General features: G+C 64.5%; 15 protein-coding genes. All 15 read right to left on the bottom strand.

The window, feature by feature from the left end; genetic code table 11:
* Positions 1-79: 79 nt before the first annotated feature.
* The 15 genes from GMET_RS00850 to nuoE all read right to left on the bottom strand — a co-directional run bounded on the left by GMET_RS00850 (position 80) and on the right by nuoE (position 12,106).
* Positions 80-772: a VIT1/CCC1 transporter family protein gene (locus tag GMET_RS00850; RefSeq protein WP_004512756.1), complete on the bottom strand. Its 693-nt coding sequence runs from the start codon at positions 770-772 to the stop codon at positions 80-82.
* 64 nt (positions 773-836) lie between these two features.
* Positions 837-2,714, bottom strand: a complete 1,878-nt coding sequence (gene nuoL, locus GMET_RS00845; RefSeq protein WP_004512755.1) for an NADH-quinone oxidoreductase subunit L — start codon at positions 2,712-2,714, stop codon at positions 837-839.
* Positions 2,711-3,019, bottom strand: coding sequence for an NADH-quinone oxidoreductase subunit NuoK (gene nuoK, locus GMET_RS00840; RefSeq protein WP_004512754.1), 309 nt, complete (start codon positions 3,017-3,019; stop codon positions 2,711-2,713). Before nuoK ends, nuoL begins: the two co-directional genes overlap by 4 nt.
* A gap of 15 nt (positions 3,020-3,034) precedes the next feature.
* Positions 3,035-3,319 carry an Rv0909 family putative TA system antitoxin gene (locus GMET_RS00835; RefSeq protein ID WP_004512753.1) on the bottom strand — a complete coding sequence of 95 codons (285 nt, stop codon included), beginning with the start codon at positions 3,317-3,319 and terminating at the stop codon, positions 3,035-3,037.
* 53 nt (positions 3,320-3,372) lie between these two features.
* A complete protein-coding gene (locus tag GMET_RS00830; protein WP_004512752.1) occupies positions 3,373-3,858 on the bottom strand; it encodes an NADH-quinone oxidoreductase subunit J family protein in 486 nt (161 codons plus the stop codon).
* Between the two features lie 433 nt (positions 3,859-4,291).
* Positions 4,292-4,822, bottom strand: a complete 531-nt coding sequence (gene nuoI / locus GMET_RS00820; RefSeq protein WP_011365630.1) for an NADH-quinone oxidoreductase subunit NuoI — start codon at positions 4,820-4,822, stop codon at positions 4,292-4,294.
* Between the two features lie 57 nt (positions 4,823-4,879).
* Positions 4,880-5,305: an ankyrin repeat domain-containing protein gene (locus tag GMET_RS00815; RefSeq protein WP_004512749.1), complete on the bottom strand. Its 426-nt coding sequence runs from the start codon at positions 5,303-5,305 to the stop codon at positions 4,880-4,882.
* A gap of 129 nt (positions 5,306-5,434) precedes the next feature.
* Positions 5,435-6,424: an NADH-quinone oxidoreductase subunit NuoH gene (gene nuoH, locus GMET_RS00810; protein ID WP_004512748.1), complete on the bottom strand. Its 990-nt coding sequence runs from the start codon at positions 6,422-6,424 to the stop codon at positions 5,435-5,437.
* 99 nt (positions 6,425-6,523) lie between these two features.
* Positions 6,524-6,895 (bottom strand): pyridoxamine 5'-phosphate oxidase family protein, encoded by a 372-nt coding sequence (locus GMET_RS00805; RefSeq protein ID WP_004512747.1) that lies wholly within the window; start codon positions 6,893-6,895, stop codon positions 6,524-6,526.
* Positions 6,896-7,078: 183 nt separating this feature from the next.
* Positions 7,079-9,007 (bottom strand): NADH-quinone oxidoreductase subunit NuoG, encoded by a 1,929-nt coding sequence (gene nuoG, locus GMET_RS00800; protein ID WP_004512746.1) that lies wholly within the window; start codon positions 9,005-9,007, stop codon positions 7,079-7,081.
* A 9-nt stretch (positions 9,008-9,016) separates the two neighbouring features.
* Positions 9,017-9,586 (bottom strand): hypothetical protein, encoded by a 570-nt coding sequence (locus GMET_RS00795; protein WP_004512745.1) that lies wholly within the window; start codon positions 9,584-9,586, stop codon positions 9,017-9,019.
* Positions 9,586-10,854, bottom strand: coding sequence for an NADH-quinone oxidoreductase subunit NuoF (nuoF, locus tag GMET_RS00790; protein WP_004512744.1), 1,269 nt, complete (start codon positions 10,852-10,854; stop codon positions 9,586-9,588). Before nuoF ends, GMET_RS00795 begins: the two co-directional genes overlap by 1 nt.
* Before the next feature lie 3 nt (positions 10,855-10,857).
* A complete protein-coding gene (locus tag GMET_RS00785; protein WP_004512743.1) occupies positions 10,858-11,196 on the bottom strand; it encodes a DUF488 domain-containing protein in 339 nt (112 codons plus the stop codon).
* A gap of 59 nt (positions 11,197-11,255) precedes the next feature.
* A complete protein-coding gene (locus GMET_RS00780; RefSeq protein ID WP_004512742.1) occupies positions 11,256-11,588 on the bottom strand; it encodes a c-type cytochrome in 333 nt (110 codons plus the stop codon).
* On the bottom strand, positions 11,585-12,106 hold the full coding sequence (gene nuoE, locus GMET_RS00775; protein WP_004512741.1) for an NADH-quinone oxidoreductase subunit NuoE: 522 nt from the start codon (positions 12,104-12,106) through the stop codon (positions 11,585-11,587). The genes GMET_RS00780 and nuoE overlap by 4 nt, the downstream gene beginning before the upstream one ends.
* Positions 12,107-12,116: the final 10 nt, after the last annotated feature.

The following is a 12,116-nucleotide window of genomic DNA, read 5'->3' as shown; positions in this document are numbered from 1 at the left end:
GAGATTTTTCTCCCGAGTATAATTTCCGTGATGTTGTGCGTCTCATGTGAGGGTTGCCTAACGTGTATTGCTCACCCGCTCACACAGCCGTCCCGAAGAGCGCCCCGACCCCTGCCGTGGCCGCCATGGCCAGCGCCCCCCAGAGCGTTACCCGCGTTGCGCCGACGGCGATGTCCGCGCCCCCAGCCCGTGCCGCCAGCGTTCCCAGGAGCGCCAGGCAGACGAGGGAGCCTCCGGCCACGCCGGGGACGATGAGTTGCTCCGGACTGAGCAGGGTGATGATGAGGGGGAGGGTTGCTCCGACGGCAAAGGTGACCGCCGACGCCAGTGCCGCCTGGATGGGGCGCGCAGTGTGTATTTCGTTGAGCCCCAGTTCGTCGCGGGCGTGGGCCGCCAGGGCGTCGTGGGCCATGAGCTGCGTAGCGACCTGCTTGGCAAGCTGCGGTTCAAGCCCCCTGTCCACATAGATGGACGCAAGTTCCTTGAGCTCGAACTCGTGGTCTTCCTCCAGTTCCCTCCTCTCGCGGGCCAGGTCGGCCTTTTCGGTGTCGGCTTGGGAGCTGACGGACACATACTCGCCCGCTGCCATGGACATGGTGCCGGCGACGAGGCCCGCCACCCCGGCTATGAGCACATTTCCCCGGGCGGCATGGGCGGCCGCCACCCCCACGACCAGGCTCGCGGTGGAAATGATCCCGTCGTTGGCCCCGAGCACTGCCGCCCGCAGCCAGCCGATTCGCTCCGCATAGTGAGTTTCGCTCTTCGTGCTCATCCCCGGTCCCTTCCGTGTTCAGTCCGGTCATTCATGCTGCGCATCCATTCCGGCGGTTCTCCATCTACCACACCATCTCCCACGCCAGCCACCCCAGAATCAGCGCCAACCCCGCGGCAAAACTGAGGAGATAGACTGACACCCTCCCGCAGCTCCACCCCCCCAGCCCTTGGCCGGTTTTGCCCAAGTTGCCGGCCAGACGGTCCAGGGAATCGTCGATCACCCCTTCGTCCACCCGGCGCCAGAGGAAGCCTGCCAGGGCCTCGTAGGGGCGGATGAGAAGGAACCGGTAGAAATTGTCGGCGTACCAGCCGTTCAGGAGGAAGGCGGTGATTCCCCGTGGTTCCGCGGCGGCCCCCTCGATCCGGGCCGCGCGCCGCACTCCTCCGTAGCGGAGGTGGGCCGCGGCGAGGCCGGCGAGGGCCACCAGGGCCGCGACTCCCTCTACGGCCATCTCCTCACCGTGGGCGAGGTGAGGGGCGCGTTCGGTCAAGGCCGTGGCCAGGAAGCGGCCGAGCCAGCCTTCGGCCAGAAAGTCGGGGAGGTGAATGATGCCTCCCAGGAGCCCTAGGAGCGCCAGGGGGAGCAGCATTGTCTCCATGATCCGGGGAGCGTGGTGGACCTCTGTCACCCCTTCGCCGCCAAAGACCAGGTAAACCATTCGAAACGTGTAGAAGGAGGTGAAGAGCGCCGCCAGAAGGCCCAGGGTGAAGAGCCCGCCGTAGAGGAGCCCCCCCTTGGCCCAGACCGCGGCCAGGATGGCGTCCTTGCTGAAGAATCCGCCGGTGGGGGGAAGTCCGGCCAGACAGGCGGCCCCGGCCAGGAAGGCCCAGAAGGTGAGGGGCATCCGCGTGCGCAGTCCCCCCATCCTGAAGATGTCCTGCTCGTGGTGGAGAGCCGTGATGACGCAGCCGGCTCCCAGGAAGAGGAGGGCCTTGAAGAAAGCGTGCTCCAGGAGGTGAAAGGTGGCGGCGGTGACGGCGCCGGCCCCCACGCCGAGCATCATGTAGCCGATCTGGCTGATGGTGGAGTAGGCCAGCACTCGCTTGAAGTCCCGCTGCACCAAGGCACACGAGGCGCCGTAGAAGGCGGTGACCGCCCCGGTGACGGCTACGGCGGCCATGACCACGGGAGCCGCCCCGAAGAGGGGCGACATCCTCGCCATGAGGTAGACCCCGGCGGTGACCATGGTGGCGGCGTGGATCAGGGCCGAGACCGGCGTGGGGCCGGCCATGGCGTCGGGGAGCCAGACCATGAGCGGAACCTGGGCCGATTTCCCCATGGCCCCGGCCAGAAAGAGGAGCCCGAGGGTGGTGATGATCCCCACGGGCATCAGGAACCCCATCTGGTTGATCTGAGTAATGGAGACGGTCTGGAAGAGCTGGAAGCACCAGACAATGCCGATGCCGAAGGCGGTGTCGCCGATCCGCGTCACGATGAAGGCCTTGCGGCCGGCGGTGGCGTTCTTCGGGTCGTCGTACCAGAAGCCGATGAGAGCGTAGGAGCAGAAGCCGACCCCCTCCCAGCCGAGATAGAGGAGCGGCAGGTTCTCCGCCAGGACCAGGACCAGCATGGCGAAAACGAAGAGGTTCAGGAGGGCGAAGAACCGGGCCGGGCTTTCCTCCTTCGCCATGTATCCCACGGAATAGAGGTGGATGATCCCGCAGACGAAGGTGACCATGACCATCATCACCAGGGAGAGGGGGTCCAGGTAGAGGGTAACGGGAGCGGAAAAATCGAAGTCAGCCAGCCACGAGGCCAGCTCCACCGTGACCGGGGTCCGGTAGGCCGCGAAGGCCAGGACCGCGCCGGCAAAAGCCCCCCAGACCGCGGTGCAGGCCAGGGCCTCGCACGCGCGGCGGGGGAGTTTGCGCCCGATAACGGCATTGATGGCTCCCCCGAGGAGGGGGAGCAGGAGTATGGTGGTGAGGTAGAGTTTCATCCCTTCAGCTCGCTGAACTCATCCGCATCCACCGTCCTCTTGCGCCGGTGGAGGTAGACCACCATGGCCAGGGCCAGGGAGACCTCGGCTGAGGTGAGGGCCATGATGACGAGGGAGAAGACCTGGCCGTCGGCCATTCCCCATCGGGCCGCCCCTCCCACAAAGGCGAGCATGGCGGCGTTGAGCATCACCTCGATGCCGATGAGGAGCATGATCAGGTTCATCCGCCAGACCAGGACGCAGACGAGCCCCAGGGCAAAGAGGATGCCGGCCAGGATCAGGACGTGCTCAAAGGGGACGATCATTGCGCGATGCTCACGTTACTTCTGTGTTGCGTCCTTGACCGCATCTTTGGTCTTGTCGGCAGCCTTGTCGACTGCCTCTTTGCTTTTGTCGACGGCCTCGCCCACCTTTTCACCGGCTTTCTCGACAGCCTCCTTGCTCTTTTCGGTTGCCTTGCCAAGCCCTTCGCCGGCCTTTTCCACGGCCTTGTCGATCTCTTGTCCCGCCTTCTCCGCCGGCCCTACCTCCTTCTTCTTGCATCCGACCGCGGACATCGCCACTACTGCAGCCAGCAGAACAACCATTCCCTTGAGATGTTTCATGCCATTCCTCCTTGGTTGATATGCACCGTGCCGCCTGTTCGGCACGAGTGTTCCTATCGCTTCCGTGCCAGGTAAAGCGCCCCGACGAGCGCGAAAAGGAGCTGCATCGAAATGACTTCCACCGCCACGCCGTACTTGCCGAAGAGGGCCAGGGCGAACTCCTTGACGCCGATGGCTTTCCCCGGTGCCGGAATCGCCGGGGCGCGGGATACGACGAGGGCCAGGGCCGACGCCAGGGTCACGGCGCCGAGGGCAAGGGCCGGCCACCACTCCCGGATTCCGGGAAGCCGCGCCCGCTCCGGGTGCCCCAGGTCGAGCATCATGATCACGAAGAGGAAGAGGACCATGATGGCGCCGGCGTAGATGATCACCTCGAAGATTGCCACCACCGGCGCTCCGAGCAGGAAGAAGATCACCGCCAGGGCGAAAAACGAGGTGACGAGGTAGACGATGGCGTGCACCGCGTGCTTTTCCGTGATGGCGAAGGCGGTGCCCGTGACCGTTACAACGGCCAGGATGTAGAAGAGGGCCGATTCCATATCGGATAAAATCTACCATATCGGGGGTAAATTGCAGAAAAAAAGGGGCCTCTCCCGGCAGTTTTTCGCCGGAGAGACCCCATGCGTTCATACTTCCGTGGGGGAGATGTCAATCCATGCTACTTGTAGTAGCCCACCGTGCAGACCTGATCGTCCACCTTTGTGACGAAGCTCACCTTGGGCACCGGGTCGGTGCTGCCGGGACGGGGCCACATGCAGGAAACCTCGCTGATGGTCCCCTGTCGCAGTCTAGCGTGCGCATGTGCCTGGGCTCTGAGATGCCGCAACATCCACACATTATAGAGTTTGGTAATTGTAAGCCACTGTTTCATTTTCGGCATAAAGTCTGTTGCTGTGGAAGGGGAGGGCTTGCGGAATGCGGGGATGGAGAGGCAGGATCGGTCTGCCGGTTAGACGCTCAGGCGTGGGGATGTCACGGCATGAGTCCCCGCGCATCAACCGGTTCCTCTTCCCGCTCGCCGGCGCCCCGTGGCTGGGTGACGCCGATGCCGGCATGGCGGTAGAAGTTGTAGGCGGGGTCCTTGCCGCAGCCGTCGATGAGGAGGTCTTCCTTCTCGTAGACCAGTTCCATGATGTCCCGCTCGCAGATCTCGTAGTCAGGGGTCATCTGGATGGCGAGGGTGGGGCAGGCCTCGGCGCAGAGGCCGCAGAAGATGCAGCGGGAGAAGTTGATCCGGAACCACCGGGCGTACCGGCGGCCGTTCCCGTCCTCGGTCGCCTCCATGGAGATGCAGTCAACGGGGCAGGCGGCGGAGCAGAGGTAGCAGGCCACGCACCGCTCTCCCCCCTCGGGGTCGCGGGTGAGGACGATCCTCGCCCGGTAGCGGGGAGCGGGGGTCCGCTTCACCTCGGGGTATTCCACCGTGACGCTCCTGCGGAAGATGTGCTTCCAGGTGACAAAGAGCCCGGTGGCGATTGCTTTGAAGTCGGTGATGATGGGCATGGTGGCAACAGAGGGGCGAGGCATCCCCCGCCCCTGCGGTAACGTACCCTTGCAGGATCAGGCGTTTCCGGCCTTGGCCCGCTGGGCCTTCGTTATCAGTTCCAGGGTGTCGGGGTGTCCGTTCGCTTCCGCATAGGTCAGGGCGGTGTTGCCGAGCTTCATTTTGGCCAGGGGGTCGGCGCCGGCCGTCAAAAGGGTTTCCACGCACTCGTTGCATCCGTAGTTGGCCGCCAGCATGAGGGGGGTGTGCCATTCCATGTCTCGCGGGTCCACTTCAGCCCCCGCCTCCAGCAGAGTCTTGATGGCCGCTGCCTTACCGTTGGCCGCCGCGTAATGCAGGGCCGTCTTCCCCTTCTCGCTCCGTGCATCCATGTCGGCGCCGCGGTTCAGGAGATCTCTGATCGTCTCGGCGTCCCCTGTCTTGGCCGCCTCGATGAGCGGCGTATGCCCATGCTTGTCTTTGGTATTCACGTTCTCAACCATGACACGTCCTCCTTTGAAATGTTGCGTAATGAGTTCACTTCTCCGGGACAATGACCAATGCGTGAGTGATACCTTGATGCGTGCGGACTACCCGTTCCCCTCCTTTCCGTTAAAATGTCCGATGCTCCGTTAGCGGAGCATCAGTATCCAGCCGGTGACAAGAATGTTGACCAGCGCCAGCGGCGTCAGCACCTTCCAGCCCAGGTGCATGAGCTGGTCGTAGCGAAGCCGCGGCAGCGTCCCCCGCATCCAGATGAAGAAGAAGGCGAAGGCGAGGGTCTTCGCCGAGAACCAGACGAAGGGGGGGAGCCACGGCCCGTGCCAACCCCCCAGGAAGAAGGTGGTTGCCAGCCCGCCGAGGACGATGATGTTGATGTACTCCCCCACGAAGAAAAGGCCGAAGCGCATCCCCGAGTACTCGGTGTGGAACCCGGCCACCAGCTCCCCCTCCGCCTCGGGGATGTCGAAGGGAATCCGCTTGCACTCCGCCGCGATGCTGATGAGGAAGATCACGAATGCCAGGGGCTGATAGACGATGAACCAGATCCCCTCCTGGGCCGCCACGATGTCCGAGAGCCGGAGCGACCCGGCCAGCATCACCGTCGGCACCAGCGACAACCCCATGGACAGCTCGTAGGAGATGAGTTGCGCCAGCCCCCGGATGGAGCCCAAAAGCGCGTACTTGGAGTTGGACGCCCACCCCCCCAGGGCCACACCATACACCGCTATTGAGGAGAGTGCCAGAAAGAAAAGGAGCCCCACGTTCAGGTCCGCCACCTGGAGCGGCACCTCCCTGCCGAAGAGCGTCAGAGGGGCCCCGAAGGGGATCACCGCGAAGGTGAGAATGGCCGGGATCGCCGCCATGGCAGGGGCCAGGTAGAAGAGCCACTTGTCGGCCCCGGCGGGTCGGAAGTCCTCCTTGGTCAGGAGCTTGATGAGATCCGCCAGGGGCTGCAAGAGGCCAAAGGGCCCCACCCGGTTCGGTCCCTTCCGGTCCTGGATCCAGGCCAGAATCCGCCGCTCGGCGAAGACCAGGTAGGCCGCCAGAGTCAGCACCACGAAGAAGATCAGGGCGATCTTGGCCAGGTGGATGGCTATGTCGAGGGCTACAGGGGTCATTCCATCATCTCTGTTTCGCTGCCTGTCGTCTCAGCCTGTCACGCCGCTTGGTCACCCCCAGCCGCTTGGCAAGGTTTGTGATTGGATATCATGCAAGGCTCACCAGGTTTGAGTGGCCGATTCGATGGTAACGGCCAATGTGGCTCGTAACCAGTTGAACTTTGCCTTCATAAAGTCAAAATCCGGCCCGGAAGTTATGAAGTTCGCCTTACCCTTGATCAGGAAACCGGCGCCGGGACCGTGCAACCCCGCAACCTTGCTGCTTCCCAAGGTGATCAGCACATCGGGATTATGGGCAATGTTGGCCTCAGTCTTATGCATGTACCCCGCTGGAATGAACAAACGCCCGTCTTGTGAGACCTTGATATAGCTATTCCACGTGTTGACCATATGCGGACCATCCTCCCCCAAGGTCGCAATGGCGACAACTCCGTCCTGTTTCATGATTTCCAATAGTTTTTCCGGGATCATTGGCATGGTCTCCTCGTGATAAATTTTCTGTCTTGCATAAACGGCTGGGAGATCAGCCGCGTCAATGGCTGCATCTTCCTGATTAGGAAAGCCTTCTCCCTTTCAAGATGTCAAATCAGTCAATGCCTGTCCCCACGCTTGAGCGGTTCACGTGCGCGCTCATCTCCACAAACGGGACACGTATCACCCTCTCAGCCTCACCCCATCTCCCTCCGGATCGAGCCCCCGCAACACCTCCCACCGCCCCACAAAGGGGTCAGTCTCTGTCTCCCCTCCGCACCGCTCCATGAGTTCCGCCACGATCCGCCAGGCGGGGCGAGTATCACCGCCGGGTGAAACGCTGCGGTGGACCCGGGGCGGATGGAAGGGCGCCGGCTTGTCCGGTGAGGCGTGGTAGCGGGCCGGGAGCCCCCGGATCGGGAGACCGGGGACCATGGCCTTGCGGAAGCGCTGTGCCCGCCCCTCGTTGTTGACGAAGGTGCCGTCCATCTCTACCCAGGCGGCCGTGGGGAGAACCACCTGGGCCCGCCGGAGCGTCTCCGTGGGGAGCCAGTCGGCGGCGACGATAAGGGGGACTTGCGCCAGAAGCTCCTCCGGGATGTCTGCCTCCACGGCGATGATCCCCTTCACCTTTCCGGAGGCCACGGCCTCGGCCAGGGCGACCGCTCCGTGCTCCTTTGCCAGAAGCCTGGCTCCGAAGGCGTTGGGGCCGGGGAGGAGGCAGGCGATCTTGGCATCGGCCCGGGCCAGGAGTTCGATGGCGGCGCGGGTGCTGTTCCTGGTCCCGCAGATGACCACGGGGCGCTCGAAGATGGCCAGGGGAACCTCTTCGAGGATGCTGAGCTCGATGGCTTCCATGGAGACGGTGCGGGCCTGCTCCAGGGGGGCGTGCTTCCCCACCAGGAAGACCGGCGCGCCGTGGCGCCATGCCTGCCGGACCGCCAGGAGCATCATGGGCCCCTCGTCCCGGAGGTCCGCTTCGAGGATGACTACGCAGTCGGCCTTCCGCACGTCCGCCATGGAGGCGGCTTTGTCGCCGGCGAGGAGGTCGACTGCCGCGGCGGTCCGCTCCCCCTCCTCCTTCTCGGTAAAGTAGCAGAGGTGCCCCGCGCCGAGGAGGTCCGCCAGGCGCGCCAGCAGGATGTTCCCCTCCAGCGCGAGCCGGGGCGAGCCGACCACTGCCAGGCTCCCGGGGCCGTACAGCTCTTCCAGTTCGCTGACCCGCACCATGAGGGCATCCAGGGCCGCATCCCACGAAACCTCTTTCCTGTCCACCAGCGGCACCCGGGGGCGCGCCGGGTCGTTCACCGGGGCATTGGTGAACCGTCCCCGGTCGCAGATGAAGGGGCCGTTCACGGTGGGGTTCTCCCGGGCAATGGTTTTCAGGAGCTCCCGGTAGCGGGCCGCCGGCACGGTGTTGCATCCCAGAGAACAGTGGGGGCAGACCGAGGGGGCCATCTCGTAGTCCCAGTAGCGGGCCCGGAAGCGGGCGGTCTTGTCGGTGAAGACGCCGGTGGGGCAGATGTCCACGAGGGTGCCGGAGAAGGGAGATTCGAGCTTCCCCTCCTCAAAGCGGCCGTAGTAAACCCGCCGGGCGTTTCCCATGACGCCGAAGTCGCTCCCGCCGGCGTATTCCTGGTAGAACCGGACGCAGCGGTAGCACTGGATGCAGCGATTCATCTCGTGCTCGATGTACGGCCCAAGGTACTGGTTCACGTGGGTTCGCTTTTTCCCTTCGTAGCGGCGGATGCCGTGGCCCCCGGCGACGGTGTAATCCTGGAGGAGGCACTCACCCCCCTCGTCGCAGACCGGGCAGTCGTGGGGATGGTTGGTCATGAGCCACTCGATGACGAGGCTCCGCATCTTCAGGGCCTCGGGGTCGGTGGTGGAGACCACCATCCCGTCCTGGGCCGGGAGCATGCACGACATCTGGATCCCCTTCACCGGGCCGTCCAGCATCTTCACGGCGCAGAGCCGGCAGGCCCCCACGCTTCCGAGGGCCGGATGGTAGCAGAAGTGGGGGATCCAGATCCCGACGGACTTGGCCGCCTCCAGAACGCTGGTGCCGGCGGGGACTTCAACCGGTATGTGATCGATGATGAGCTTGGGCATGGTCTCTCGCTACAGGATGATCACCCGGGGCCGTTCCCGGTCGTACTGGAGCGCCATGACGAGGCTTCCCCAGCCGAGGGTGATGATGATGCCGATGCCGAGAAGGAGCGCCCCCACGGCCATGAAGATGCCGCCGATGAGCACCGCCAGGAGCCAGCCGACCAGATCCCCCTTGATGGCTTCGAGGCTCCAGCGGAAGGCGTCCATGAACTTCATCCTCCGGTCGATGATCCCGTACATCCCCGGGGCAACCACCACCGCCAGGGCGAACCCCGCCACCTGGCCGATGCCCGGCACGTGGTTCAGGGCGAACTGGGCCACGAGCACCAGGAGGAGGTAGACGAAGAGGTCGCCGAAGCAGTCCCACGCCCGGAAGATGTCCCCTGCCTCGGCCTTTTCCCCCCTGGCCACCTTGAGGATCGCCCGGGTGTAGCCGGCAAGGAACCCCACGTTGGCGACGGGGATCCAGCACACCAGCACGAAGACCAGGGAGAGAATGAGCAGGTTGCCGAAGTTCCCTGTCCAGAGCCGTGTGGCCCGGGTGACGAGGCCGCCGAAATCATCCACCGGTGGTGCCATCATTTCCCTCCAAAGGGGCAGCGCCCCAGAACAATATGCTCCCGGATCTCGCCCTCGAAGAGCCGCAACAGTCCCTCCACCGGCCCCATGGCGCCCGGGGCCAGGGGACAGAAGGAGTAGTTGAGGTATTGGATATGCTCCCGGAGGATGCCGATGTGCTCCTCCCGTCCCTCCCCCGCCTCGATCCGGGCCAGGACGTCCTGCACGAAGGGGAGCCCCTCCCGGCAGGGGGTGCACCAGCCGCACGATTCCCGGGCGTAGAAGACGATTAGGTTCAGGGTTGCCGCCACCATGCAGGTGTCCCGGTCGAAGACCACGATGCCGCCGGTGCCGAGCCGGGACCCGGCCTTGGCCACGGTGTCGAAATCCATGGGAACGTGCCAGTGCTCCTTCGTGAAGAACGGCGTCGACGCCCCACCGGGGATGCACGCCTTGAACTCCCGTCCCGGGAGCATCCCGCCGCAGGGGCCGTCGATGATCTCGCCCAGGGTCATCCCGAGCGGCAACTCGAAGCAGGCGGTGTTGTTCACATGGCCGCTCACGCAGAAGAGCTTCATCCCCGCCGCCTCGGGGATCCGTGCCAGCCCCTTGAACCAGGCGGCCCCGTTGGCCACGATGGCCGGGATGTTTGCCAGGGTCTCCACGTTGTTCACCACCGTGGGGCGCCCCCAGAGCCCCTTCACCGCCGGGAAGGGGGGCTTGCTCCGCGGATTGGCCCGCTTCCCCTCCAGGGCGTTCATGAGAGCGGTTTCCTCGCCGCAGATGTAGCGCCCGGCGGACTGGTGGACGTCCAGCTCCAGGGAGAAGCCGGTGCCGAGGATGTTCTCCCCCAGAAGCCCCGCCGCTTTCGCCTCGGCGATGGCCCGGCGGCAGTTCTCCGCCGCCTCCTCGTACCCCCGCCGGATGAAGATGAAGGCGTGGGCCACACCGATGGCGTAGGCGGCCAGGGTCATCCCCTCCACGAGGGAATAGGGGTTCGCCTCCAGGAGCACCCGGTCCTTGTAGGTCCCCGGCTCCATCTCGTCGCAGTTGCAGATGAGGTAACGGGGGCCGGGGATGTCCCGGGGGACGAAGGACCACTTCTTCCCCGTGGGGAAGCCGGCGCCGCCGCGGCCGCGCAGGCCCGAGTCGATCACGACCTGCTGGACGTCGTTGGGGGACATGCCGGCAAGGGCTTTCTCCAGCGCCGCGAAGCCCCCCTCGGCCCGGTACTCGGCAAAGGTCACGCACCGGCCGGGGCGGTTATGTCGGAAGAGGAGCTGTTCCATGGGCTAATCGAGCATTTCCTTCAAAACCACCGCGTTGTTGTGCTCTTCATCCTTGGCCGCAAAGAGGAGCGTTACCGTTCCCTTGCCGACAAGAGTCCGAAGGTGGTCCAGGATTTCCGCCTTCGCTTCCAGTTCCCGCCGGAACCGTTCCCGGAACTCCTCCCACCGGGCCGGATCATGGCCGAACCACTTCCTCAGTTCGTCGCTGGGGGCGATCTCCTTGAGCCACTCGTCGATCCGGGCCTCGTCCTTAGAAATCCCCCGGGGCCAGAGGCGATCCACGAGCACCCTCGTTCCGTCCTCCGGCGCCGGCGGATCGTATATCCGCTTGATCCTGAGCATCCCATCCTCCGTCAAAAACAGAAGAGAGTGGCGACCGTGGCCAGTCGCCACTCTTGCCTCTACTTGAAGGTCTTCAGAACATACTCCGCGATTGCCCTTGCCTCTTTGTCGCTCACATCCTTCTTCTCGAACTTGGTCATCCCCGGTCCGGGGTTGCGCATCTTGGCAACGATGTCTTTCCAGGTCTTGACCCCGTTGGCCTCCAGGGTCGCTTTCTTCAGGGGCTTGGCGGGGTTGACGATGTTGCCGCCGTCGGGGTGGCAGACGGCGCAGTGCTCCTTGAATTCCTTGGCGCCGTCGATCTTCCCCCCCTTCTTGGTGTCGGCGAGGCCGGCCGTGGCGAACGCCGCCGTGGCCAGCAGGCTGATGGAGATGATAATTCCCTTTTTCATACGTTCTCCTCCTCTTGTGGTGTGCCGGGTCCTTCTGGCACGGTTGCTGCGGTTTCCCGCGCGTTGCTCAGGATTTCCTCTCCCCGCTCCGGCGTCACCCGGCCATAGAGGGTGTCGCCGATCATCAGCGTCGGCGCCTCGCCGCAGTTGCCGAGGCAGCAGCAGGGAAGGAGCGTGAACATCCCGTCCGCCGTGGTCCCGCCGGGTTCTACGCCGAGCTTCGCCGCCAGGTGCGCCATGAGGCTCTCTCCTCCCATGGCCCAGCAGGAGATGGAGTCGCAGACGTGGACCACCCGCTTACCTACCGGCCGGCGGTAGATCATTTCGTAGAAAGTGGCCAGCTCCTCCACCTGGAGCGGCGTGAGCCCCAGGAGCCCTGCCGCCTCGGCCACCGCCTCGTCGGTGAGCCAGCCGTAGTGCCGCTGCAGCTCCTTTATCACGTCCACCGCCGCCTCGCGGTTGGTGACGGCGTGGGCGATGCGGGCCTGGAGATCAGATTTCAGACGGTTAGTAAGCATAAAAACCTTT

The sequence above is a fragment of the Geobacter metallireducens GS-15 genome (assembly GCF_000012925.1).
Lineage (GTDB): Bacteria > Desulfobacterota > Desulfuromonadia > Geobacterales > Geobacteraceae > Geobacter > Geobacter metallireducens.
The sequence above is the reverse complement of the archived record's forward strand: the minus strand, read 5'-3'. Positions and strand labels throughout refer to the sequence as shown.